The sequence below is a fragment of the Collinsella sp. AM20-15AC genome, assembly GCF_003471405.1.
Classification (GTDB): Bacteria; Actinomycetota; Coriobacteriia; order Coriobacteriales; family Coriobacteriaceae; genus Collinsella.
On record NZ_QRJA01000014.1, the window covers coordinates 13,480 to 38,785 of the forward strand.

23 protein-coding genes and 1 riboswitch are annotated in these 25,306 nt (G+C 59.1%); of the genes, 9 read left to right on the forward strand and 14 right to left on the reverse strand.

The features are described from left to right. Positions 1 to 33 precede the first annotated feature (33 nt). The 7 genes from DW233_RS05910 to rnd form a co-directional block, all read right to left on the reverse strand. Complete coding sequence (locus tag DW233_RS05910; RefSeq protein WP_118267223.1) at positions 34 to 1,212, reverse strand: MFS transporter; 1,179 nt, start codon at positions 1,210 to 1,212, stop codon at positions 34 to 36. Positions 1,213 to 1,331: 119 nt separating this feature from the next. After that, the gene (locus DW233_RS05915) at positions 1,332 to 2,222 is read right to left on the reverse strand and encodes a LysR family transcriptional regulator (RefSeq protein ID WP_117840205.1); all 891 of its coding nucleotides are present in this window, start codon (positions 2,220 to 2,222) and stop codon (positions 1,332 to 1,334) included. A gap of 41 nt (positions 2,223 to 2,263) precedes the next feature. Then, complete coding sequence (locus DW233_RS05920) at positions 2,264 to 2,599, reverse strand: histidine triad nucleotide-binding protein (RefSeq protein WP_117862334.1); 336 nt, start codon at positions 2,597 to 2,599, stop codon at positions 2,264 to 2,266. 49 nt (positions 2,600 to 2,648) lie between these two features. Then, positions 2,649 to 2,915: an exodeoxyribonuclease VII small subunit gene (gene xseB / locus DW233_RS05925; RefSeq protein ID WP_006234311.1), complete on the reverse strand. Its 267-nt coding sequence runs from the start codon at positions 2,913 to 2,915 to the stop codon at positions 2,649 to 2,651. Between the two features lie 42 nt (positions 2,916 to 2,957). After that, entirely contained in the window at positions 2,958 to 4,409 is a 1,452-nt protein-coding gene (xseA, locus tag DW233_RS05930) for an exodeoxyribonuclease VII large subunit (protein ID WP_370448049.1), read from the reverse strand. 115 nt (positions 4,410 to 4,524) lie between these two features. Further along, positions 4,525 to 5,229, reverse strand: a complete 705-nt coding sequence (locus DW233_RS05935) for a zinc metallopeptidase (RefSeq protein ID WP_118267225.1) — start codon at positions 5,227 to 5,229, stop codon at positions 4,525 to 4,527. 64 nt (positions 5,230 to 5,293) lie between these two features. Continuing rightward, positions 5,294 to 6,427 carry a ribonuclease D gene (gene rnd / locus DW233_RS05940; protein ID WP_118267227.1) on the reverse strand — a complete coding sequence of 378 codons (1,134 nt, stop codon included), beginning with the start codon at positions 6,425 to 6,427 and terminating at the stop codon, positions 5,294 to 5,296. Positions 6,428 to 6,525: 98 nt separating this feature from the next. Between rnd and DW233_RS05945 the strand changes: the two genes are divergently transcribed. From DW233_RS05945 to DW233_RS05965, 5 genes are all read left to right on the forward strand, one after another. Further along, on the forward strand, positions 6,526 to 7,443 hold the full coding sequence (locus tag DW233_RS05945) for a diacylglycerol kinase family protein (protein WP_118267228.1): 918 nt from the start codon (positions 6,526 to 6,528) through the stop codon (positions 7,441 to 7,443). A 410-nt stretch (positions 7,444 to 7,853) separates the two neighbouring features. Next, positions 7,854 to 9,659, forward strand: coding sequence for a C69 family dipeptidase (locus tag DW233_RS05950; RefSeq protein WP_158567816.1), 1,806 nt, complete (start codon positions 7,854 to 7,856; stop codon positions 9,657 to 9,659). 408 nt (positions 9,660 to 10,067) lie between these two features. Beyond that, positions 10,068 to 10,640: a hypothetical protein gene (locus tag DW233_RS05955; protein ID WP_118267232.1), complete on the forward strand. Its 573-nt coding sequence runs from the start codon at positions 10,068 to 10,070 to the stop codon at positions 10,638 to 10,640. A gap of 212 nt (positions 10,641 to 10,852) precedes the next feature. Next, positions 10,853 to 12,604, forward strand: a complete 1,752-nt coding sequence (locus tag DW233_RS05960; protein WP_118267234.1) for an ABC transporter ATP-binding protein — start codon at positions 10,853 to 10,855, stop codon at positions 12,602 to 12,604. After that, positions 12,597 to 13,343 carry an energy-coupling factor transporter transmembrane protein EcfT gene (locus DW233_RS05965; RefSeq protein ID WP_022094111.1) on the forward strand — a complete coding sequence of 249 codons (747 nt, stop codon included), beginning with the start codon at positions 12,597 to 12,599 and terminating at the stop codon, positions 13,341 to 13,343. Before DW233_RS05960 ends, DW233_RS05965 begins: the two co-directional genes overlap by 8 nt. A gap of 125 nt (positions 13,344 to 13,468) precedes the next feature. On the opposite strand, the gene DW233_RS05970 is transcribed toward DW233_RS05965, so the two are convergent. Both DW233_RS05970 and DW233_RS05975 read right to left on the reverse strand, forming a co-directional pair. Then, positions 13,469 to 14,215 carry an aspartate/glutamate racemase family protein gene (locus tag DW233_RS05970; RefSeq protein WP_231501595.1) on the reverse strand — a complete coding sequence of 249 codons (747 nt, stop codon included), beginning with the start codon at positions 14,213 to 14,215 and terminating at the stop codon, positions 13,469 to 13,471. Between the two features lie 84 nt (positions 14,216 to 14,299). Beyond that, positions 14,300 to 15,556 carry an ATP-grasp domain-containing protein gene (locus tag DW233_RS05975; protein WP_099431498.1) on the reverse strand — a complete coding sequence of 419 codons (1,257 nt, stop codon included), beginning with the start codon at positions 15,554 to 15,556 and terminating at the stop codon, positions 14,300 to 14,302. 222 nt (positions 15,557 to 15,778) lie between these two features. On the opposite strand from DW233_RS05975, the gene DW233_RS05980 reads away from it, so the two are divergent. After that, positions 15,779 to 16,411, forward strand: coding sequence for an MOSC domain-containing protein (locus tag DW233_RS05980; RefSeq protein WP_118267238.1), 633 nt, complete (start codon positions 15,779 to 15,781; stop codon positions 16,409 to 16,411). A 234-nt stretch (positions 16,412 to 16,645) separates the two neighbouring features. After that, positions 16,646 to 17,779, forward strand: coding sequence for a glucosaminidase domain-containing protein (locus DW233_RS05985; RefSeq protein WP_099431497.1), 1,134 nt, complete (start codon positions 16,646 to 16,648; stop codon positions 17,777 to 17,779). Between the two features lie 37 nt (positions 17,780 to 17,816). Here DW233_RS05985 and DW233_RS05990 read toward each other — a convergent pair whose 3' ends face one another. The 5 genes from DW233_RS05990 to DW233_RS06010 all read right to left on the reverse strand — a co-directional run bounded on the left by DW233_RS05990 (position 17,817) and on the right by DW233_RS06010 (position 21,871). Next, positions 17,817 to 19,196, reverse strand: a complete 1,380-nt coding sequence (locus DW233_RS05990) for a protein kinase (protein ID WP_158567817.1) — start codon at positions 19,194 to 19,196, stop codon at positions 17,817 to 17,819. Positions 19,197 to 19,294: 98 nt separating this feature from the next. Next, complete coding sequence (locus DW233_RS05995) at positions 19,295 to 19,717, reverse strand: XRE family transcriptional regulator (protein WP_118267242.1); 423 nt, start codon at positions 19,715 to 19,717, stop codon at positions 19,295 to 19,297. A gap of 32 nt (positions 19,718 to 19,749) precedes the next feature. Beyond that, positions 19,750 to 20,193, reverse strand: a complete 444-nt coding sequence (locus DW233_RS06000) for an FxLYD domain-containing protein (protein WP_118267244.1) — start codon at positions 20,191 to 20,193, stop codon at positions 19,750 to 19,752. 164 nt (positions 20,194 to 20,357) lie between these two features. Beyond that, entirely contained in the window at positions 20,358 to 20,681 is a 324-nt protein-coding gene (locus DW233_RS06005) for a hypothetical protein (protein ID WP_147357138.1), read from the reverse strand. A 2-nt stretch (positions 20,682 to 20,683) separates the two neighbouring features. Further along, positions 20,684 to 21,871 (reverse strand): N-acetyldiaminopimelate deacetylase, encoded by a 1,188-nt coding sequence (locus tag DW233_RS06010; protein ID WP_118267248.1) that lies wholly within the window; start codon positions 21,869 to 21,871, stop codon positions 20,684 to 20,686. Positions 21,872 to 22,015: 144 nt separating this feature from the next. After that, positions 22,016 to 22,184: riboswitch (Lysine riboswitch) on the forward strand. Positions 22,185 to 22,249: 65 nt separating this feature from the next. Between DW233_RS06010 and dapA the strand changes: the two genes are divergently transcribed. Both dapA and dapB read left to right on the forward strand, forming a co-directional pair. Further along, positions 22,250 to 24,559, forward strand: a complete 2,310-nt coding sequence (gene dapA, locus DW233_RS10450) for a 4-hydroxy-tetrahydrodipicolinate synthase (protein WP_118267250.1) — start codon at positions 22,250 to 22,252, stop codon at positions 24,557 to 24,559. Further along, positions 24,552 to 25,292, forward strand: coding sequence for a 4-hydroxy-tetrahydrodipicolinate reductase (gene dapB, locus DW233_RS06020; protein ID WP_199574597.1), 741 nt, complete (start codon positions 24,552 to 24,554; stop codon positions 25,290 to 25,292). The genes dapA and dapB overlap by 8 nt, the downstream gene beginning before the upstream one ends. The last annotated feature ends 14 nt before the right edge of the window (positions 25,293 to 25,306 follow it).

Genomic DNA, 25,306 nt, shown 5'->3' on the forward strand with positions numbered 1-25,306 from the left:
CTCGCGCTCGGGTTTATTGCGTTGATATATAAGTTATCGGTGTCTAAATACCCATGTCCTTTGGCTTGTAAGACGAAAGAGCGCGGGGATATACACCAAAGAAGAGATTCCGAGTGCGACAAGCAATATGACTCGAATGCCCGCGATGCTGCTCAACGCAGCATTGAACAGATAGAAAAGGATGGCGCCCACCGCCACCATCTGGCTTTGAACCGAAATCAGTGAACAGCGCATCGAAGAATCGGCTGCTTTTTGAAAAATTGAGTATTTAATTGGAGCAAATAACGAGTACGCAACCGTCTGCAGCACATAGAACACGGGCAGCAAATTAGCCGGAGTAAGGGGAATCAAAAACAAAGCTGTCAGGAAAAGGCGCACGATGCCGCAAATACGCGCAAAGCGGCCCTTGCCGACATGAGCAATCGCACAGGGCACAATAAGTCCCATGGAGGCCGAGGCAAGGAGCTGGACCGCAATGGTCACACCCGAAGCGACGGCATTCATTCCGCGACCCGCAAGCAGCAGTGAGAAAAAGTCTTCCAGGGCGACAAAAGCAAATGCCTGAGAACAGTCCATGATGAACGCTGAACGAAGAATGCCATTACCCGCAATAGCGGCACCGATCATCTTCGGGCTAATCCCATGTTCAGGTGTCGTCGCAGTGCCCCCTCTTCGCATCTCAGGAATGCAGACAACGACAACCAACGTCAACACCATTGCGATGATATCTGCCGAAAGACCAATGAGATATGCACCGACGGACGAAATGAAACCGCCCACGCAAGCGGAGATGGCATAAGAGGCATAGAAAACAAATCGCTCAACGACATTAAGTCTTACGAGCTGGTCCTGAGAGACGCTGTCAATGTAAATCGCTTCGATGGATCCGCTCACACACGCAACGGCAAAACCCTTGAGAGCGAACGCACCGATTAAAAGCAGGGGAGAACGGACGAGAAGCAGGGCGGCGTAGTATCCAAGCATTCCCACGACGCCAACGAGACCGCTTGTCTTTCGTCCAAACCTATCAGCAATATAGCCAGTGGGAACTTCAAGGATGAACTTGCTCACTTGATATGCAATCATCATGCTAGAAATCGATACCATCGAAAGTCCGACGAACTCAAGGTAGACAGTTAGAAAATACAAGATGGTGCTGAAGTTCGACAGAAAAACGAACGTCATATAAAGCAAAACCGTACGGTTTTTCATGCTCCGCCCTCCAAGAGTCAGCAATCTAAATCGGAATCTTGGAAAAGCATGAGGGCAAAGCTGTCAGCTATGTGTTACAAGGCGTCAATAATCACTTGATGCCTCGAAGCCAATTAATCTCACGAAGCAAGATGACGCAATAGGTGCAGAAAAACCGTCTGGTGTCGATCAGTCCAGGAATTTTGCCGATAGCAAAAGTAGATAGGCAAGGTTACATCACGCGAACCTTCAATGGAGCACTCACTCACTTCTGACCCATCCGATGCGAGAGAGGACCCAGACAAACTCAATATCAATCCCCCGGCTTGAAGAAACTCAGTCTGAGCCCTGCTTCCGTATTCAACATCACGGAAGCGAAAATTGACGAGCTGGGCTTCGGGACATTGATTGATTGCATTGAGACAGGGTGACAAATTAATGGGAACAGCGAGCCTGCCGCCCAGTAACTCGCGAATGGTCATGGCGCCCACAGATTGATGACCCGCTGGGCATGAAAGAACCTTGAGCTCCTTTTCACCCAAATATTTTGAAGAAAGGACGCTGTCCCGTGGTTCCTCGAATGAGATAGCCGCATCCGAAATGCCAAGCACAAGTGATTCAAAGCATGTAGCCGTTGGCTGATGCCACACATCAAGGTGAATCTGAGGGTGCGAGCGTTCAAACGAGTCATACCAGCTTTCGGCAAAAAGGCGCCCCCGCCCATGAAGGCAGGGGGCGTAAAGACGAAAGTGGCCATCGGGCGAAACGCCGTCGCCCCTCGATTGAGCGTACTTTTTGAGATCGTCGACTTGTGTCAGGATCACGCGTGCACGACGCGCAAATTCTCTGCCCGCCGGAGACAAAACAGCCTCCCCCGCCGATCGGTCGAGCAAAACAATCTGATACTCAGATTCCAACTTTTTGATTGCCGACGAAACGGCCTGCGGACTCACATGAACGGCGCGAGCTGCTTTGCGCACGCCGCCATAGTTCGCTACCGCTTGAAGGTATTCGAGTTGAGAAAGCTGCATAGATTACTCCAAAGGCAGCCAAGTCGACGGGCTACGCGTCCTCAGATGAGGTTCTCGCCCAGGCTCTTGCCGCCGAGGACGTGCATGTGGAAGTGCATGACGGTCTGGCCGGCGTTAACGCCCTTGTTGGAGATGACGCGGAAACCGTCCTCCAGACCCTTGGCCTTGGCGACCTCCTGGATGGCGTGGGCCATGGCGCCCATGGTCTCGGCAGGCACGCTGTCGGCGATGTCGCTGTAGTGCTTCTTAGGGATCACGAGCGTGTGGACCGGCGCCTGCGGGTTGAGGTCGTCGAAGGCGATGACCTGGTCGTCCTCATAGACAACGGTCGAGGGGATCTCGTGGTTGGCAATTTTACAGAAGATGCAATCGCACATAGCTGGTTCCTTTCTTACAGACCAAGGTAATTATATTTGGTCGAGATGCTTAGAACGAAAGGTTATCATCGGTGTTGGCGGCCTCGCCGTCGGCGAGCACGTCGTTGCCGTCGACGTCCTTAAGGAGCACCGAGACCTTCTGCTCGGCATCGGACAGGCGGGTGCGCAGGCTTTTGAGGAGCTCGACGCCGCGGGTGTAGCTCTCGAGCGACTCCTCGAGCTCCATATCGCCCGACTCCAGGCTGCGGATGATGAGCTCCAGCTCCTGCGAGGCCTGCTTGTACGTAAGCTGCTCTACCGGGGTCTTCTCTGCCATATCTGTTTCCTTTCCTAAGGGTCTATCACTGCGAAACGTGGTCTACTCGACCGTATCGACCGTTGCTGCCACGTTGCCGTCTGCCATGCGCACGCGAATGGCGTCGCCAGGCTTAAAGGTCTTGGCACTCGTAGCCACACCATCATCGCTGTACGCGATGGAATAGCCGCGAGCAAGCACTTTGAGCGGCGACAGGGCATCGAGCGACGCTGCCGCACGGCTCAGGTCGGACGCTGGCTTGCTGAGCATCGTGCGCCCTTGATGCTCTAGGCGGGAACTCGCAAGCGTGAGCGCATGGCGCTTACCATCGAGCCCCGAGGTGCTTGTAATCAGACGCTCGGGCAAGCGCTCAAAGTTGGAGCGGAATGTCCCGACCGAGCGTACTATGGCACCCGACAGGCGATCGGCAGTCAGCGCAAGCTCCGATTCGCGACGCTCGACCATAAATGTGGGGTCGTTGAGGCACGGGCGACACGCAGCCGCATCGAGCGCATCGCCCAAGCGAGCCGTATAGGTATCCCAGGCACGGCGACCGCGCTGATCGAGCATCTCCAGGTCGACCTGGGCCGACCCAATCATCGATGCCATCGCGGCACCCAGACGCTGATGGCGCGCCTCGAGAACGTCGGCCAACTCCGTCATAGCCGGCGCCACCGATTCTGCCGCCGCCGTGGGCGTGGAGGCGCGTCGGTCGCTCACCATGTCGCAAATCGAGGTATCGGGCTCATGGCCAATGCCGGTCACCACGGGCACAGGACAAGCTGCCACCGTGCGGGCAAGCTCCTCGTCATTAAAGGTCATGAGGTCCTCGAAGGAGCCGCCGCCGCGCACCAGCAAAATACAGTCGGGCGCCGGCGTAATGGAAGCGGCGCGGCGCAAGCCCTCAATGAGCTCGGCCGGCGCACCCTCGCCTTGAACCTTGGCGCCCACGCAGACGAGCTCGACGAGCGGGTTGCGACGACGCAATGTGCGCTTGACGTCGTCGATTACGGCACCCGAAAGCGAGGTAACGACCGCCACGCGGGAGCAGAACACCGGGATGCGGCGCTTGCGCGCTTCGTCCATCAGGCCCTCGCGGCGTAGCTTTTCGGCCAGTTGCGCCACTTGTTGACGCAGCAGACCCTCCCCCGCCAGCGAGAACGAACGGGCGACGAAGCTCATGCGACCTGTAGGCTTGTAGAGATTGAAGCTGCCCTTAAAGCTTACCTGCATGCCGTCGCGCAAGTCGAAGGTGCGCTTAAGGTAAGCGCCCTTCCAGATGATGCAGTCGACGGCGGCCGAGTCGTCCTTAATCTGGAAATAGCAGTGGCCGCTTCGGGCGTTTGGGCCACGAAAACCCGTGACCTCGCCCAGAACGCTCAGCTGCGGAATAGCATCGAGCGCACCGGCGGCGATCTCTACCGCCTGGCTCACGCTGAGCTCTTTACGCTCTTGCTCGTCCGAACCGTCGAACTCGGCGGAAACGCTATTGCCGGTTAGATTCCAGCCTGCCACGCAACCTCCTTTCGTTATCGTGCACAAAGGCTCTGGCCCTGCGCAAATTCAAGTCCAACACATAGTACAGCGCCGCGGGGACACAAATTCCCGCGGCGCCCAGCGACCCAATTTGTTATCGGTTGGAGTTTCTGTTGTAGCGAGCCATAAGATAGAGCAGCTGAATAATCGAGGTGAGCGCCGCAGCCACATAGGTAAGCGCGGCGGCCGTCAGCACCTTCTTGGCACCGTTGACTTGTTTGGAGCTCATGCCCGACTGCTCGATATACGCCATGGCGCGGCGGCTGGCGTCAATCTCGACCGGCAGCGTAACGAGCTGGAACAGCACGCTAAACGAGAAGAAGATCAGCGCGAGGGTCGTGAGTCCCGCGATGTTCATAAACAGGCCCATGAGCAGCACGATGGTCCAGGTGTTCTGGGTAAAGTTGACGACCGGCACGAGGGCGGTACGTACCTTCATCATGGCATAGCCGCTTTGACGCTGCGCGGCATGGCCTGCCTCGTGACAAGCGACAGCAACGCTTGCGACCGAGCCGCCCGAACGGTTGGAATCCGACAGATACAGGTTATTGTCCTGCGGGTTGTAATGGTCGGTGAGCTCACCGGCGACGCCCTTGATACCCACGGCGTTGCAACCGTTGGCGTCGAGCATGCGGCGAGCGACCGTGGCACCCGTGTCGCCGTCCGAGCGAACCTTGGACCACGTCTTGTACGTCGAGTTGATATAGCTCTGCGCAGCAAGGCCAAGCACTGTACAAACAAGAACAACCAGCAGGTACAGCGGGTCGATGCCAAAGCCATATCCATAGTAATAGGGCATGCGAATTCCTCCAAATCGAGTTACACGTTGGAGGCATTCTACCCACTCAGCAGACTAGGCTTCCCTATAACAACTCAATCTTTCCGTCCTTCACCGTCAGCCCCATATTGCCCGAGAGCAGATCGTCCAGACGCGAACCCACAAGCTCAAAGCGCCAGCCTTCGCGCAGGGGGCTCTGCTCGGGATGCTCAATATAGTCGGCCAGGTCATCGCGCGAGGCAATGACCGAGGTCGCCACGCCCGAGCGCTCGGCAACCAGGCGGATGAGCGCGTACATCAGGTCCGTCACGCTCTCCAGCTCCGGAGAGATCTGGCGATGCCCGCGCACCATGAGCGGCAGGCGATCGTGCGGGCAGCTCGCGCCGCGCTTGATGGCCATGAGCGCGCCGTCCACATCGCGCTCCCCCAGCTGGTCGGTGCCGCGGATGCTGCGGAACTCCTCGACGCGCACGGGATTGCGCTTGACGAGCGCCAGCAGCGTATCGTCGGACATGACCCACTTGCGCGGGATGTTGCGGCGCTCGGCGCGGTCCTCGCGCCAGGCGGCGAGCTCGCGCGCGATACCCAGCTGGTGACGGCTGCACGAATTGATACGTTTGACCTTGCGGAATGCCTCGTGACGATCGGCGCGATAATGCGACTCGTCGGCCAGCGGACGCAACTCGTCGAGCACCCAGTCCACCCGGCCCAGCTCGCGCAGGCGACTCATCATCTCGGTATAGGCGACGATCAGATACTTGACGTCATCGATCGCGTACTCGATCTGTTTGTCGGTCAGCGGGCGGCGCGACCAATCGGTCAGTGACTCGGTCTTGGGCAATGAGACACCGCAAAACGTCTGCACGAGCGCGCCGTAGGAAATCTGCTGGCGCTCGCCCAAAAAGGCGGCGGCCACCTGCGTGTCAAAAATGGGACGCGGCAGCACGCCCACGGTATGGAGCATAACCTCCATATCCTGTGAGCAGGCGTGGAAGACCTTGGTCACGCTCTCGTCGGCCATAAGCTCTGCCAGCGGCGATAGGTCGTCGATCACCAGAGGATCGACCGCGACGCTCTCGGCAGGGGTAGCAATCTGAACCAGGCACAGGCGCGGATGGAACGTGCGCTCGCGCAAAAACTCGGTATCGACGGCAATCGCGTCGAACTCGTGGGCGCGCTGACAAAAGTCGAGCAGAGCCTGATGTGTGGAAATGTACATATCAACCCATCGAATAAGGTTAGGCCCGAAAAACACGGGTAGGATATCGGCATTGCCTTACAACTATACTCGGTTAGTCACAGAACGGGAACGTAAGTATGCGCTGCCTTATCATCCACAACCCGGCATCGGGCCCCAGCTCAGATGAAATCTACGCATTCACGCACGCCCTTGCACAGGGCGGCGACGAGGTCGTGATGCGCTTTATCGGCGATGGCATGGAGCCCGAGGACGCCGTGGCAGACGTTCGCGAGTTCGACCGCGTGGTCGTCTCGGGCGGCGACGGCACCGTCTCCAACGTGCTCGACCAGATGCGCGGCTGCGGCGTCCCCACGCTGGTTTTCCCCTCCGGCACGGCCTGCCTATTCTTTAACAACATCGGCAATGCCCCCGAGGCAGCGGCGCTCGCCAAGGCATGCCGCGCCGGCCGCACGGTCAAAGTCGACATGGGCGAGCTCTTTTGGCTCGACGAGAACGACAACGAAAAGCGCCATGGCTTTATCATCATCGCCGGCTCGGGCTTTGACGCTGAGATTATGATGAAGGCCGCCCCCACTAAAAACGACATCGGCGAGATCGCCTACTTCCTCTCCGCGCTCGCAACGCCCAACCCCACGGTGGCGCACTTTACCATTGAGCATGACGGCATTGTCGAGGAGCTCGATGGCATCTGCTGCATGGCCGGTAACACCTCGGTCATCCAAAACGACATCAACCTGTTCCCCGATTGCCGCATGAACGACGGCATGGTCGACATCGCGGTCATCGAGCCCGTAAAAACCGTCCAGCTCCTGCCCACCGTGATCACCGCCGCGCTCGACCCCGCCGGCAAGGTGCTCGGCCGTCCGCAGTTCAAGATCATCCAGACCAAAGAAGCCAAGATCACCTGCACGCCGTCGTTGGGCATGCAGTTTGATGGCGAGATCATCTCCAGCAACTCGGGCGTCTTTGGAGCCCGCGCGCTTCCGCAATGCCTCGACCTCATCGTCGACGAATTCTCACCGCTTGGTAAATAGGAGGACCCCATGAACGACAATCCCCTGCTCGGCTTTATCATCATCGTTTTGGCCATGCTCGTCGGCTATGCGATCAACGTGATCCACCGCCGGAAGAAGTAATTCCACATTGGTATGATATTCATCCAATTATCGTATCCCCCGTTGTTTATGCATTTGCCAAACACCGGGGGATTTTTCTTTGCGGCCCGTGCAAGGCACTTTATTCGGCTACAGTAATTGCAGGGTGCCTTTATTTAACTAAAGCTATAAAATGAGTATTCTTATCCGCTCATCGCATATTTTATGACGCTCATCGAGTATTTCATCGAATCTAGTGAATACTCTTTAGACTTCCGATAGGCTAATAGATGTATTTATTAGCTGAAATCCTGCACGGTTCCGCGGGGTTTCAACGGTTGGGAGGGATTATGAGGCTTACTCATCCCGTCAACACGCTCAAGAAGCTTGGCTGCGGCCTTGCATTCGGAGCTGCGGCCATTATGGCCATGCCGACCTCGGCACTCGCTTGCACCCAGATCTACATGGGCAGCAAACTCACGGCGGACGGCAACACGTACTACGGCCGCGCAGAGGACTTTAGCACACGCTATATCAAGCACTTTGGCATTGAGCCTGCGCACAAGGACGGTAGCAAGTACACCTCGCTCGAATCCGGCTTTGAGTACAAGTCCACGGGCCCCACGTATCGCTACACCTTCGTTCGCGACAACCCCTCTCAGTGGGAAGATCGCTATGACGCTTATTCCGAGGCTGGCATCAACGAGAAGGGCGTCTCCTGCTCTGCCACGCTGAGCACCTCCTACAATGAGAAGGCCGAGGAGGCCGACCCCCTCACCGAGGAGACCGGCATCGGTGAGTACAACTACGCCAGCGTCATCTTGGGCGAGAGCGCCACGGCCCGCGAGGGCGTCGAGCTCCTCGGAAGTCTGGTCGATGAGCAGGGCATCTGCACCAACGACCAGATCATCATCGCCGACAACAACGAGACCTGGCTGTTCGCCGGACTTTCTGGCCATCAGTGGATTGCCATGAAGCTCACCGACGACATCGCCTCGGTCAACCCCAACATCGGCAACCTTAACTACAAGGTTAACCTCGACGACACCGAGAACTGCCTCCACTCCAAGGACATTCAGACCATGCCCGAAGAAAAGGGCTTTGCCAAGTACTTCGATGACGGCCAGTTCGACGTTGCCCAGACCTACGGTGAGGAAATTAGCGAGCAGGCCATGCATTCTTGGTCGCGCTATATCCAGGGCCGCGATTACTTCATGGCTCCGCTTGCCGAGGGCACCGACTACGAGATCGTTAAGGACGAGCGCGAAGATGCTCGCGCCACGACCGGCGCCCTGGTCCACGAGATGCAGCCGCTGTTCTTCCAGCCCGGCAAGTCCGACTGGAACACCTTTGAGATGATCCGCAGCTTTGCTACTCGTGGCGAGAATGTCGCCGGCCTCAACGCCAACACCGACGGCGCCTATGCCATTGGTTCCAACCGCAACACCGAAATCCACACCTTCCAGATCCGTCAGGGCATGGACCCCGAGATCGCGACCATTCAGTGGGAGATGCTCTCCAACGCCGAATTCTCCGTCGCCACCCCCTTCTACTCCGCACTGCTCACCGAGGTCAGCCCCTACTTCAGCGATCAGGATGTCTCCTTCGATCACTGCGAAGAGGAAGACGTCGTGAACAACGAGGAGCCCAAGAACTCCATCAACTACGTCCTCATGGACATCAACACACTCGCCTATGAGAACCGCGACCACTGCGCCACCGGCGTCCGCGCCTATCTCGACGCCCTGCAGAAGGAACTCATCGAGCAGAACCTAACCGTCGACGATGCCATGCAGGCCACTGAGGGCACCGAGGCCCGCACCGCCCTGGCAAACAAGGCCGGCAAGGCTGCCACCAAGAACACCTACCTCAAGTGCAAGGCTATGCTCGAGGAGATGCGTGACTACCTCAAGGAGGAGGATTTCTCCGAGGAGTTCGTCCCGAGTGACTACGATGCCGACAACGACTGCCTGGTCGAGTCCATCACCTACGCCGACGAGGCCCTCTCCGATGAGGATGTAGCCGAGCCCGAGGTCAAAGAGGAAGAGGCCACCGAGGAGAAGTCCGAGGGCAACAACATGGCTGCCATGGCCGTTGGCGCCGTCGTCATCATCGGTGTCTGCGCCTACGTGATCTATCGTCGCAAGAAGGCCTAAGGCCCTCATGTCCTAGCCGAGTGGGCAAGGCAGCGATGGCAGCCTCGCCCGCTCGGCCCGCTCTTTTGACCGGCGGGAAACCCGCCTGAAATCTTTTCAAAAAAGATTTCCCCGCACACACTTCGCTGTGCTATAGTGCAGCGCAACAGCAATTAGGTGCGACCGCGCCACGGCATCACGAAAGGAGCCACCAACATGAAGAACACGATGAAGTCTCTCAACAACTGGTGGTGGCGTGATGCGAATAGGATCGGTCGACAGTGAGTCCCTCACGCCTGTTTTTGCGCTCTAGGTGATTGGAAGGCCTCCGGTTTCGACCGGGGGCCTTTTTCTATCTCGAGCCCGATCGCATTCGCATCACGCGCCTCCGCTTTTCTCTTGCACTCCCATTCCGAAAGGATTTTCACCATGTCTCAGAACACCACCGCCGCCCAGCCCCGCACCGTCCAGACCGCCGACCGCGGCAAACTCGACGTCCGTGCTCTCGTCCTGCTCGCCATCCTGCTCGCCGCCGGCTTCATCCTCAACTTCACCGTCGGCAAGGCAATCTCGGGCATCTCGGGCGGCATGATCAGCCCCGAGTTCATCATCTCGGCCTTCTGCCTCACCATCCTGGTCGTTCGCCCCAACATCGGCCAGGCGCTCGTCATTGGCCTCATCTCGGCTGCCGTGATCCAGATCACCACCACTTCGCCGTTCGTCGATTTTGCCGCCGAGGGCATCGCCGCCATGCTCATGGCCGGCATCGTCAACGCCGCCGGCAAGAACGGTCAGGTTAAGCCTGCCGTCGCCATCGTCGCTACCTTCGTGACCACCTTTGTCTCCGGCGTCATCTTCATGGTTATCAAGATGGCCATGCTTGGCGTGGTCGGCGAGCTCGCCGCCGCTATGTTGCCCGTCGTCGCCATGACCGCCGTCTTTAACGCCATTCTGGTCGGCGCCCTCTATCTGCCCATCCAGAAGGCCCTTAGGCTCAACTAACCCACTCGGCTTTACGAGCCACCCCATCTTGGCGTTCATTCGTCGCTCGCGTACCCAAGTACGCTTCGCTCCTCTTTCGCGCCAACCTGGGGCCCCTCGTAAAGCCGTCTCCGTGCTCCACCGGCAAAGACTGTCCCAAACAGTTAACTCTTGGGGACGTTCTTAAACGACTGGTCATGTAAGAACGTCCCCAATGACTATGAAAGGTATCCATGGAAACGATCATCAACGTCGACGATGTCTCGTTCTCCTATGGCACGCAGACCGAGCGGGCGCTCAGCCACATCTCGCTCAGCGTGAACAAGGGAGATTTCATCGGCATCATCGGGCCCTCGGGCGCCGGCAAGTCCACGCTTGCCGCCTGCCTGTCGGGTGCCGTGCCCCACCACTACACCGGCACGTTCTTTGGGGCCGTCATGGTAGACGGCCACGACACCTGCGAAGCCTCGCTCACCGACGTGTCGCAAATCGTCGGCAGTGTGCTGCAGGATATCGACACGCAGATGGTCGCTTCGGTCGTCGAGGACGAGATGCTCTTTGGCCTCGAGAACTTTGGCGTTCCCCACGACCAGATCGAGCGGCGCGTGAGTGAAACGCTCGAGACCGTCGGCATCAGCGACCTGCGTGACCGCGAGATCGCCACCCTCTCGGGCGGACAGAAGCAAAAGGTGGCCATCGCTGCCATCCTCGCCATGCGTCCGCGCGTCTTGGTTCTCGACGAGCCCACCGCGGCACTCGACCCCGCCAGCTCCACGTTGGTCTTCGAGACGCTGCGTGAGGCAAACCGCGCGCTTGGAATCACCATCGTCGTCGTTGAGCAAAAGATCGCCCTACTCTCGGAGTACTGCAACCGCGTGCTCGTGCTCAACCATGGAGAAATCGCGCTGCAGGGCGAGCCACACGAGGTCTTCGCGCATACCGACGAGCTCCGTGCCATCGGCGTCGACTGCCCTCGCGTCACGCGTATCTTCAATAGCCTCGAGGCCGATGGCCTGGTAAGCGGTACCCCTTGCTTGGATGTCGATGAGGCCGAGCGCCTGATTTCGGGCATCGTCGACCCCGCACACGCAAGCAGCGACATTCAGGCACCCGCCGGCTCACCGCACGCACCGTCGTTGCGCCCGCACGCCAAGGACGCCGAGCCCGTGCTCACCTTCGATCATGTTGAGTTTGTCTATCCCAATGGCGGCGCCGCCGTCCACGACCTCAACCTGACCCTCTATCCCGGCGAGCTCGTGGGTATCGTCGGCCAAAACGGTGCCGGCAAGACCACGCTCACCAAGCTGCTCACAGGCCTGCTTAAGCCCGCCTCGGGCAGCGTGCGCGTCACGGGACTGGATACCGCGGCCGTTCCCACGAGCCGTATCGCCCGCGAGGTCGCGACCCTCTTCCAAAACCCCGACCGCCAGATCTGCAAGGACACCGTGCTCGACGAGGTCGCCTTTGGCCTGGAGCTTACCGGCATCGACCGTGCCGAGGCGCTGCGTCGCGCCCAGCTCGTCATCGACCGCTTTGGCTTGCCGGCCGACGAGGCGCCCTTCTCGCTCTCGCGCGGTCAGCGACAAATGGTGGCGCTTGCCTCCGTCGTAGTGGTTGAGCCCAAGATCGTCGTGCTCGACGAGCCCACGAGCGGCCTTGATTACCGCGAGTGCATGACCGTCATGGAAACGGTGCGCACCATGGCCGAGCGTGGTTGCGCCGTGATTATGGTCTGTCACGACATGGAAGTCGTTTCCGACTTTGCCGAGCGTATCGTAGTAATGGCCGACGGTCGCATCCTCGACCGCGGCCGCACGCACGAGCTATTCTCGAACATCGATCTCATGCGGCGTGCCTACGTGGAGCCTCCCCAGGTTATTGAACTCTCGCGCCGCCTGGCATCTTCCGTCTCGCCCGCTTTTGCGCAGGTGAGCGAGGTCACCGATGTCGTTCGAATTACCAAGGAGATGGTCCACCGTGGTTAACGTCATCGACTACATGCCGGGCGATACGCTGCTGCATCGCCTGAACCCCGTCGTCAAACTGGGCCTCGCCGCCGCCATCATCGTCGGCATCTTCTTGTCCGACACCTACGTGGCGCTGCTGGGCTTTTTGGCACTCACCCTTGCGCTGGGTGCCTATGCCGGTGTCGTCGACCGTCTGTTCTCGCTGCTCAAGTTGCTGATTCCGCTCGCGCTTATCATGCTGGTGCTCCAGCTGGCCTTTATGCGCGATGGCAACGTTGTGTGGGGCTTTATCACCGACACGGGCCTCATCACAGGATCGAAGGCCTGTCTGCGCCTGCTGGGTGTGGCGTTACCGCTCATCCTCATGCTCATGGTGACCAAGCTCAACGACCTTGCCAACGCCTGCGTCGAGGTGCTGCACGTACCGTATCGCTATGCCTTCACCTTTACCACGGCGCTGCGCTTTGTGCCGGTGTTTGGTCAGGAGATGAACGCCATCATGGAAGCGCAGACCGCACGCGGCGTCGAGTACGACACCAAGAACCCCATCAAGAAGCTTAAGCTCATGCTGCCACTGTGCGTGCCACTGCTCATCTCGAGCGTGGGCAAGACCGATGCTACAGCCTTGGCGGCAGAACAGCGCGGCTTCTATCTGCGTACACGCGCCAGCTCGTACAAGCGCTACCCCATCAAGGGCCTGGACATCGCCGTGCTCATCGTCAGCATCGCCCTCATCGCCATCGGCTTCCTGTTCTAGTTCGCCACCGGCAGCAACCGCCCAACGCAAAAGGCCTCGGCTCGCACCAAACGAGCCGAGGCCTTTACTGTTTCACCAGATAAAACCTACCAAAATTAACCTGTCCCTTTTTGACGGGTCGGAAGCTAGAGGCGGTAGGGGACGCCGCTGCGGATGATGGATTCGCGCACCAGGACATCCATAGCATCGAGGGTGATCTCGGGCATCTCTCGATACTTCTGCAGCACCGATAGCTCGGTGCAGGCCAGAATGACACGGTCGCAGCCGCTACGGGCGAACTCCCACATCACGCGGTCGAACTTATCCATATCGGGCTCACGTCCGGCCTTCACATCATCGTAGATAAGCGACATCACATCGTTCTGACGTTTCTCGCTGGGATAGACGACCTCAACACCCGCAGCCTCGCATTCGCGGCCGTAGACGCCCGCGCCCACGGTTCCGTCGGTGCCCATAATGCCAATCTTGTGCACCGGCTCGGCCGGCATACTCAGGTTGGGGTCGAACTCGCACTCCCCCATCACCGCACCCGCAAGGGCATAGCGCACCGACTCACGCGGCATGTGGATAATCGGCACCTTCGTAAACGACTGGATCTGGTCGTAGAAGTAGTGCGACGTGTTGCAGGGAATGGCAATGTGCGCACAGCCCAGCGACTCGAGTGCCTGGGCACACTCTTTCATGGTCGCCAGCAGCTTGGCATGCTCGCCGGTCTTAATGGCAAGCGTGCGGTCGGGCATGGTCGACTTGGAGAGCACCACCATGTCGATATGTTCCTGATCGCAGGCAGCAGCCGTATGGCGCACCACCTGGTCGTAGTAATACGACGTGGCCTCGGCGCCCATGCCGCCGATAACTCCCAGCTTTTCCATCGCCGCCTCCTTGGTGACGTTTGCGCAATTGCGCGTATCATACCCGCGCCCGCCCGATGCAAACCGGACGGGCGCCGCACTCATCTATTTGTAATACGTCTTGAACAGCTTAAAGTGGCGCAGCTTGGTGTGCCACATGCGCAGCCAGCGGTTAAAGACAAAGTCGCCCTTCATAAACGAAGGGTCGGCGCCCTTGCCTTCCTTGTCCAGGCGATGCACCTTCGCGCGCAACTCGGGATCCTTGACGTACTTGTCGACGACGCCCATGGGGACGACCATCCACAGTGCCTCGTCCTGTGCCGTCACAAACTCCGGCTCAAACGGACGGTTGAACACATACTCGTCCACCACATACTTGGCAACGTTAAAGCCGCTGTTGGTAACGTAGTAGTTGCTACGACCTTGGCGCGTGTTGAAATCGAAGAACTTAAACGAGCCGTCGCGCTCGTCGTACTTAACGTCAAAGTTGGAATAGCCCACAAAGTGAAGGTCCTCGAGCAACTTGCGCACGCCGCCCATGAGCTCGTCATTGGGCTCGGTGATGATACAGGCGTGGTTGCCGACACCGTGAGGCTGATGCTCCTCGAGCAGCACATGGCCCAGGCACATCATGCGCACCTTGCCGTTGCGGTCGGAATAACTGGTGAGCACGCGCATGTACTCGTCATTGCCGGGCACGCGATCCTGCAAGATCAGGTCGTCGGTGTAGCCGCTGGCATACGAGTCGCGAATGACCTGTTCCAGCTCGGCACGGTCGGCAATCTCATAGGCCTTTTTCTGGCCCTCGAACTCGTGCTGCCACCACATGATGCCGTCAGAAGGCTTCAGAATCATCGGGTAGGGGAAGTCAATCTGGTCGAGCACTTCGGCAGGTGCCTCGCCTTGGGCGTTCAGCATCGCCATGGTGAAGGTAAAGGTATGCGGATAGGGCACGCCATGCTTCTCGCACAGCTCGTAGAAGATCTCCTTCTTCTGACACTGCTCAAGCATGCTATAGGGAGCGTAAGGCGCGACGATGTTATCCGCCAACTCATGGGCATCCTTGGCCTGAGCCACGAGGGCAACATAGTTATCGCCACAGCCCACAAGGACAATCGTCTTATCGGCATGCGCTTGGGCAATGCCGTTGACGGTCCTGAGCATCACGGGCATGGTATCGATATCCACGTTGGGCGTGTAGTCGATAATCTGGCTGCGGTACGCGGGACCCGTCTGGTACTTGCCAAAGACCAGGCTCTTGACCTGGTACTCCTCGTAGAAGGCGCGCGCCACCGAATAGGCGTTGATGTCGCCACCGAGCAGCACGGGAATGAACTCGCGCTCTGTAAACTGCAATGCCATGGAAACTTCCTATCATGAACTGCCCACACAACGGGCGGTCTTTGCGCAACTGATTTATTCTAGCGTGCCAAACCGCCGGCGCCCAAAGCTCCACCGTATCTATGGCAATCGACGTAATCGTCCAGCACGAAGACGGCGCTCACCGTTGTATGACAATGGGCAATGAACCTACCATTGTTGTAGGATTCAGCGTATTGACATCCTCGAACGAAAGGCGCGCACGTGCCCCAAGACCATCCGACCGATAATCCTATCCTCAATGCCACGAAGCGCGAGCTGGCGGAACGCGCACAAACGGCCGTTCCCCTACGCACGGCAAACGATGCCTACGACAGGCCCGCCCGCATCGTCTCAATCAACACGTCGGCGCACAAGGGCACACGCAAGTCGCCCGTCGCGGATGGACACGACACCGTTATAGAACAATTTGGCCTCGCCTCCGACGCACACGCCGGGCATTGGCACCGTCAGGTTTCCTTTTTGGCCGCAGAGTCCATCCAGACGGCGCAGGCCCGCGGACTCGATGTGCGCCAGGGTGACTTTGGGGAGAACTTCACCACGCAAGGCATCAATCTACTCTCGCTCCCCATGGGCACGCAGCTCAAACTTGGCAGCGAGGTGCTTGTCGAAATCAGCCAAATCGGCAAGGTCTGCCACACACGCTGTGCCATCTACTATCTCGCCGGCGACTGCATCTTTCCCCACGAGGGCGTTTTTGGCGTGGTGTTAAAGGGCGGAGAGGTCCATATCGGCGACGACATCCAGGTGGTCAAGCTCGGCGACGGCACCTGCTCGTTCACCCCTGCCGAGGCCCTCGAAGAGATTGAGCGGGCTCGTCAGGAGGGCACGCTGTAGTTGTAAAACCCCACGTTGAGATAGCTTTTACAGCCCAAAACACCTCTCAAATAGGGCTCCGTAACGTTAAAGTTGAACTCTATGGTTTCTCAACAATTCATCATAACTGCAGGTCAAAGCCAAAGCCTCAAGTTCAACTTGACCCTTTGGAACCTTTAAGGTTCAAGTTGAGGTCGAAAGCAGTAGTAGAATACCGTTCGAACCATAACCTACGATTGATTGCAGAGGGACTGGATGCAGCATTCGAATCATCGCGCCGCAGCGCTCATTGCGTCGAAGCCGGCTCGTATCATCACGAGCGCCGCGCTCGCCGTTGCGCTGACGGCCACGCCGATGCTCTCCCCCGTTGCGGCGTATGCCGCCTCGCAGGCAACGCAGGACCAGCTTTCCGCAGCCCAGCAGAAGATCGAAGCCGCCACGAGCGCCTACAACGACGCCCGCACCAAACTCGATGACCTGCAAAAGCAGATTGACTCCAATGAGGCAAGCATCGAGGAAATCGAGGCTAAGCTTCCCGAGCAGCAGGCCAAGGCAAGCTCCGCCATGCGCGATCTGTACAAGTATCAGAAGGGCACCAACCCCATCGTGAGCTTCCTGGTCAACGCGCAGAGCCTGGGTGAGTTCATCACGACCTGCAAATACACCAACCAGATCACGAGCTCGAGCGTCGACGAGATCGAACAGCTCAATAACATGCAAACCGAACTCGAGCAGAACAAGGCTGAGCTCCAGCAGGCCAAGTCTCAGCTTGAGGCAGAGCAGAAAAACGCCGAGGATGCGTTGGCTCAGGCCCAGCAGCTCCGCAGCGAGGCGCAGGCAAAAGCCGAGCAGGAAAATGCCGCCGAGCTTGCCAAGCTTGAGGCCGATAAGGCCGCTGCCGCCGAGAAGCTCTCGGGCGAGGGCGTAAGCGGCAGCAATTCCAGCAGCCAGGCCACCAACACCAACACCACCATCGACACCACGGTGAACAACGCCAATACCGGTAGCTCCGATTACGATTCGTTCATCAATGAGTGGACGAGCCGCATCGACAATTATCTCGCCGGCTCCCCCATGGCAGGCCAGGGCTATAACTTTGCCGTCGCCGCTTGGAATACCGGTGTCGACCCCCGTTGGTCCCCCGCCATCGCCTGCATCGAGAGCACCAAGGGTGCTTATTGCGCCAATTCTTACAACGCCTGGGGCTGGAGTGCCCGTGGCGGCGGTTGGCGCAGCTTTGGCAGCTGGAGCGAGGGCATCTCCGCTCACGTTGCCTATCTGGGCGCCAACTACGGCTCCACCCTTACCCCGGCAGCGGCCAAAAAGTACTGCCCGCCCACGTGGCAGGACTGGTACAACAAAGTCGCCGCTCAGATGAACCGCATCTAAGCGCAACTGCAAAGGGCCCCAATGGGGCCCTTTTCTTTTAGGTAGCGGAGGTATCGACGACGCCGGTCGCATTGGCAACCGCGACTATGACGATCATGCATAGGAGCAGCACACCCAATGCCTTGAGCCAGAGTTTCGCGAGTTTCTTGCCGCGATAGCTGTCGAGCAGTGCGAATCGCCGACGAAGACGGCGCTTATCGAGCAGCACAAAATGCATAAGCACCATAAGGCCATCAACAAAGAAAAAATACTCGATTATGAGAAACCACGTCGGGTAGCTTTGGTTTGCTCCCGTGGGGTGAAAGACGGCAAAGTGACTTCCGGCAAAGAACACAAGTAGGGAGAAGCAGACAAGCGTATTCCAAATGCGCCCCAGAGACTCCGGAACGCGAGAGAGCAGACCGCATGCAGCGGAGGCGGCAGGCCTAGGAAGCCCTGCGGGGTTCTGGAGCCCTTGGAGCATCAACACCGTCTCCGAGGCCGGAGTACGGACAGGCGCAGGCGCAGGAGGCCGCACGGGGCGGCTCAGATCGTATGCCGCGCGCGTCGCCCGTCCCAATGCCTCCGCACTCGCAAAACGCTTGGCCGGGTCGAGCGCCATCGACATGCAGACGGCATCGGCAAGTGGAGTGGGAATGCCACGCGCCTCGCATTGCTCGCGCATGTCGAGCCCTGGTTTAGGGTCGACTCCCGTCAAGCAGAAGAACAACAGGGCGCCAAGTGCGTAGACGTCGCTGCGCACGCTCGTCTGCCCAAACCCATACTGCTCGGGCGGCGCATAGGGCCGCGTGCCAAACTTGACGGTGTCGGCATCGGCACCATCGCGCCATACGCGCGCAATCCCCAAGTCGATAATCACCAGCGACGAAAACGTCAGGCCGTCATCAGACGTATAGTTGGCACCCGTCACGATGATATTCGACGGCTTGAGGTCGCGATGGATCACCGGCGCCGACGTCTCCCCCGCCATTGCAAAACCGGCGTGGAGCTCGCCCACGGCATCGCATAGGGCAGGATACAATTCACGTGCATAATCGGGGGTGGCTCCCAGACGGTCCACCAGCGCCCCGAGCGTCTCCCCTTCGATGTATTCCATAACCACGTTGAGCTCGTCGCCCACACGACGACAATCGACGATTCTGGGCAGGTGCTCAAAACGCCTGCCTGCCCGCTGAGAGGCAAACAGACGCTCGTATGCCCCGCCGATTTGAGCCGAAGCATCGATGCGTTTACGGACAAAGGGGCCGAGCGAACCACCGCCGGTTCCTTCAAAGTACACGAGCTCGGTTGTTTCAACGGACGAGCGCTTAAGTACACGCTCCACGCGATAGCTGTCGTCGCGACCGAGCGACGCCAGGTGCTCGGCAAGCGCTGCGGTCAGCTCGTCATCGGAATATGTTGTGGTCTGAGTATCCATAGCCTCCATCATAGCGCAGGGCGCAGACACCCCATGGCATCCGCGCCCCGTTCGCTTGCATCGTTGTTCGGCAGCCCCGCCGGCTCAGATATCAGCCGCTAACTCACCGTCTCCTCACCAAAGCGATACAGCTCCTCGTTAACCTTTTGGAGGCTACACCCGCGATCGATGCAAAAGATGATAATCGCATCACGGCGATCCTTGCAGTTAAGGACGCTTACCCCGGCAGCCGTCAGCGCACGGTTGGTCTCCTTGAGCGTCAGCGCCATCGCAAAGGCAATCTGCAGCACCTTATTGCGACTCGGGTGACGCGCACCGGTAAAGATCTGATAGCCAAAGGTCTCATTGAGATCGGCCATACGAACCACGCGCGAGCGCTCCAAGCCCTTTTCCTGCAGCAGCTGCTTCAGGTAGTCCGAAAGCGACGGGGCGGCAAAGTCGTGCTCCCTGATATAGCCATCGATGTTCGGCGCATCGAGAAGCTCATTGAGCAACTCCTCAGTCAGCTTTTTTTCGGGCATACGACTTCACCTCCCCCAGTGCATGCAACATGCTAGAAACCGCTTACGTCCGAACGCTCCCAGCTAGCAACCTGGTCGGGAGACACCGTACCCAGCGCCTCGAACTTCCAGGAGCCGCCCGCCTTCAGATGATTGGTGTTTGCAAGAGCCGTTCCAACCTGGTTGCCATCGGCATCATACAGAACATACTCAATCTGAATGTAGCTCTTTTCCTTGTCCGTGTTATTGGTCAGCGTGCCCGTGATCTTATAGGCAAACTGATTGGAGGTGTCTTCAGCCTCATCAGCAATGGTATACGGTTCTTGCGGTTCTTTTTGCTCCTCAGCCTGCTGTGTCGCCTCGACAGGTTTTGCCGAATCGCTCGCAGACGAATCGGTTGAATTGCCACCCATAGAACCCACGGCACCGACGATAACCAGCACCACGATGACGCCTAGGACAATCTTGCCGATCGGCTTCTTTCCCTCTTTTGCCATTATTCATCCTTCCTACGATCCGGCTACCGTGCCGGCACACAGCACATCGTAGAAAGGATTGAACTTGAATTCATTAGCTGAGGGCTAAGGTTGCGGTAAACGGCCAATGCAGCTATCCAGACGCCGAGCAAACGCACTTTGCGTGACCGTCTGCTGGCAGCGCATCAACCCACCGTGACGGATTTCCCGGTAAAGGCACTGATCATCATTAGGACAAAGAACACCAGGTAGCTGATGCTCAATAGGTACGCAATGATCAGGAAGACGACCCAGCCGACATTGGTCTTACCGTCGGCGCGGCGCCGCTCGCGAGAACGGCACAGCCAGACCGTCACGCCGATGGCGGTGATAAACAGTACGAGTGCCGCCGCAGCCAGCCCAGCAAACACAAACATCACGCCAATGCTCACAGCGATGACCGGAAGCAGCAGCAAACCGCATCCGCATCCACCCGGACTATATACGGCAGACTGTCGGCGTCGTTCCATCGTCACTCCAAGCCAAGCAATCGTTTGTAGACATCGAGGCCTTTGAGTAGGATTTCCTCGTCAAAGAGCATGGTATCAGTGTGAAGGGCGCTCGTGGCATAGGCGGGGCAGCCATCCGAATCGATCGGATTATCTTGTCCCTCCGGCACGCCCGTACCCAGGAGGAAGAACACGCCTGGCAGATGGCGCTGATAGAAAGCGAAGTCCTCGGCAATCAGCAAAGGCTCATCCACGAGTTGCAGCTCGGACAAGACAGGCGCAATGTGGGCGAACAGCTCGGGGTCGTTATCGACCGGCGGATAGCCCTCGGCAAAATCGAGGTCATATGTGCAGCCCGTTGCGACGCAGGCATCGTCCAGCACGCGGCGCACGCCCTCGCGCGCGCGGTCGAACATGTCGTCCGTAAACACACGTAGGCTGCCGGCAACATGGGCCTCCCCCGCCACCGCATTGCAGACGGTGCCGGCCTGCAGCAGGCCGAACTTACCAATGCAGGGCTCGTCGACACCCAACTCGTCCATGAGCTCGCGCTCGGAAACCAAGAACTTGGCAGCCGCCAGCGCCGCATCGTGCGACTCCTCGACCGGAACGCCATAGGTCTTAGCGATATGGATGCTCGTGCCATGGATATGAATGTGTGTCTCACTCGAACGCGCCAGCAATGGGCCGGAGCAGCTCGCCAACGTGTTCGCAGGCAGGTCGGGCCATACGTGGAACCCGAAGATGCGGTCCGCCCCGTAGCGCTCAAACACCCCACTCTCACAAACCGTCTTGGCGCCACCGGTCGTCTCCTCGGCAGGCTGGAACACAAAGAGCACGTTGCGCTTGATGGCACCCGGCTGCTCGCGAATCGTACGGTCAACGTAGGTTGCCGCAGCAAGTGCCATAGCCATGTGCCCATCGTGCCCGCAGGCGTGCATCTTGCCGGGATGCGTCGAGGCAAAGGCCGCGCCCGTTGCCTCCGCGATGGGCAGGGCGTCCATGTCGGCGCGAATCGCCGTGGCATGCACGGCACCAACGCCAGCGTCGAAGAAAGCGCAGACGCAGCTGGGGCACGGATGGGTCACCTCACAAGCGAGCGGCGCCAACACGCCCTCGATATAGGCGATCGTCTGCGGAAGATCGAAATCGAGCTCCGGAATGCGATGAAGATCGCGGCGATAGCGACGGAGTTCTTGGAGCTCGGTCATAGAGAATCCCTTCGTGAGGCACACCTGTTGCAACTTATTGTGATACAGGATTGTGGCACACATGTTTCCAGCATATCCCTGCATTTTTTAAACGTTATATACGAATACTCTTGTTTGGTAAAGTGCAACGTGGTAGGGTCGTTACCACTTGATAGAGGCGCGGGCACGAAGAGCCGCGGGCGAGCCGGCAGGCTTTGACCCCGCGGGGAGGCGAAACCCGCCGAACTGGGTTTTTCGGGCACGAACAGCCTGGTGGGCCTGCGGGAAACACCCGCAGGACTGTCTGCAGCAATGCGGGAGCGCTATCCGGACATTGGGTCCACGCTATGCGGATTCGATGCGCAGGTAGCGCCGTCTGGATAGCGAGGTTTACGGGACATGGCATTGACCCCCAACGAAGCATATGCGGCTAAGCAGCCGTTTGTGGACAAGGAGACGCTCGAGCATATCGTCGAGCAGTTCCCCACGCCATTTCATCTATACGACGAGGCGGGCATCCGCCGCAACATGCAAGAAGTGCGCGACGCCTTTGCATGGAACCCGGGCTTTAAGGAATACTTTGCCGTCAAGGCCAACCCCAACCCGGCGCTCATCTCCATTCTCAACGAATACGGCTGCGGCTGCGATTGCTCGAGCTATACCGAGCTCATGATCGCCCGCTCGCTGGGCATCACGGGACACGACATCATGTTCTCGTCCAACGACACGCCGGCGGCGGACTTTGAGCTCGCCGACAAGCTGGGTGCCATCGTCAACTTTGACGACATCAGCCACATCGAGTTCTTTGAGCACGTTGCGGGGCCCATCCCCAAGACGGTCAGCTGCCGCTTTAATCCGGGTGGCCTGTTCCAGCTCTCCAACGGCATCATGGACAACCCGGGCGACTCCAAGTACGGCATGACCACCGAGCAGCTCTTCGAGGCCTTTCGCACGCTCAAGGCCAAGGGTGCCGAGGACTTTGGTATCCACGCATTCCTTGCCAGCAACACCGTCACCAACGACTACTACCCCAAGCTTGCGCGCATCCTCTTTGAGCTTGCCGTGCGCCTGGAGCGCGAGACCGGCGCACACGTCGCCTTCATCAATCTGTCCGGCGGCGTCGGCATCCCCTATCTGCCCGAGCAGCAGGCCAACGACATTCACGCCATCGGCGAGGGGGTGCACGCGGCATACGACGAGATCCTGGTTCCTGCCGGCATGGGCGATGTGGCCATCTGCACCGAGATGGGCCGCTTTATGATGGGCCCCTACGGCTGCCTGGTCACCAAGGCCATCCACGAGAAGCAGATCTACAAGGACTATATCGGTGTCGACGCAAGCGCCGTCGATCTGATCCGCCCTGCCATGTATGGCGCTTACCACCACATCACGGTGATGGGTCAGCCGGGTGGCGCCGACAAGACCGCAGCACCCGTTACGGACACCTACGACATCACGGGCAACCTATGCGAGAACAATGACAAGTTCGCCATTGATCGCGAGTTGCCGCATATCGACATGGGCGACCTGCTCGTGATCCACGATACCGGCGCGCATGGCTACTCCATGGGCTACAACTACAACGGCCGTCTGCGCTCCGCCGAGGTGCTGCTGCGCCCCGATGGCTCGGCCGACCTCATCCGCCGTGCTGAGCGCCCGGGCGATTACTTTGCCACGCTCGACGTGCTGCCGAGCGGCCGAGAGCTGCTGGCCAAGTCGCGCGCCGAAAGTGCCCGCCGTCGCGCCCTGGACGAGCGTCTGGCCGTCGCCGCTCAGTGGAACAAACGCATCCAGATCGCGGAAGCGAAGGAGAAGAACATGGATATCCGCAACCTCGAGGGTTCGATCGTCGCCCTCGTCACGCCGTTTAAAAAGGACGGAAGCGTCGACTTTGACGCGCTCGAGCGCCTTATCGATTTCCACCTGCAAAACGGTACCGACGCCATCCTCACCCTGGGCACCACCGGCGAGAGCGCCACGATGACTGACGATGAGGACAACTCCGTTGTCGCCGCGGTGGTCAAGCAGGTTGCAGGCCGTGCCCCCGTCATCGCCGGCTCGGGCTCCAACTCCACGCAGACCATGCTCACCAAGTCGCTCACCTATCAGGGCCTGGGCGCCGACGGCCTGCTGCTCATTACCCCCTACTACAACAAGTCCAACGAAGAGGGCATCTACCAGCACTTTAAGACCGTTGCCGATGCCGTAGATATCCCCTGCATCCTGTACAACATCCCCGGCCGCTGCGGCTGCGGCATCAGCGAGCGCAATGTGGAGCGCTTGGCCGCGCACCCCAACATCATGGGTATTAAGGAAGCCTCGGGCAACGTCGCCTACGCGGCCAAGATCGCCCACCTGCTGTCCGACGACTTCCGCATGTACTCGGGCGAGGACGCCCTCACCGTGCCGCTCATGAGCCTGGGTGCCTCGGGCACCATCAGCGTGTGGGCCGATGTTCAGCCGCAGCTCGTGCACGACATGTGCCGCGCCTATCTGGACGGTGACGTGGAGCGCGCCCGCGATATCCAGATCGCCGGTCAGCCGCTCATCAACGCCCTCTTTAGCGAGGTCAACCCCATCCCTGTTAAGGAAGCGCTCGCACAGATGGGTATGATCGAGGCAAACTACCGCATGCCGCTGTGCCCCATGGCCAACGACACGCGCGCTGCACTTACCGATGCTCTGAAGGGAGCTGGTCTGCTTGATTAAGACCGTCATTATGGGAACGGGCCGTATGGGCTCGCTCATCCGCACCACCGCCGAGGGCGTTGTCGACGCCGCCGGTCAGCCCGTTTTTGATATCGTCGCCCAGATCGGCTTCGACTTGTCCGAGCTCGAGAGTGCCCCGGCAGCCGACGTCATCATCGACTTCTCGAACGTCGTGACCTTCGATGCCGTCGTCGCCTATGTCGAGCGTACAGGCGCCGCGTTGGTCTCGGGCACCACGGGCTACACACCAGAGCAGATGGATCGCCTGCGCGAGCTGGGTCAGAACGCCCGCGTCATGCACTCCGGCAATTACTCCATCGGTATCGCAGCCCTGCGTCATCTGGTAGCACAGGCCACACGCGAGCTGCCCGGCTTTGACTGCGAAATCGTCGAGACGCACCATAACCAAAAGGTCGACGCCCCCAGCGGCACTGCCAAGTTGCTGCTCGATGCCGTCGTCGAAGCCGAGCCCGAGGCGGGCTACCACCCCGTCTATGGCCGCGAGGGCATGTGCGGAGCGCGCGACCCCAAGGAGATCGGCATGCACTCGCTGCGCGGTGGCACTGTCGCCGGCGTGCACGAAGTGAGTTTCTTTGGCCAGGACGAGGAGGTCACGCTCACACACCGTGCCACGAGCCGCCAGATCTTTGTCAACGGCGCCCTGGCCGCCGCCCAGAAGCTCATCACCCGCGACCCCGGCTTCTACACCTTCGACCAGGTCATGTTTGCCTAACCAGGTATCAACCG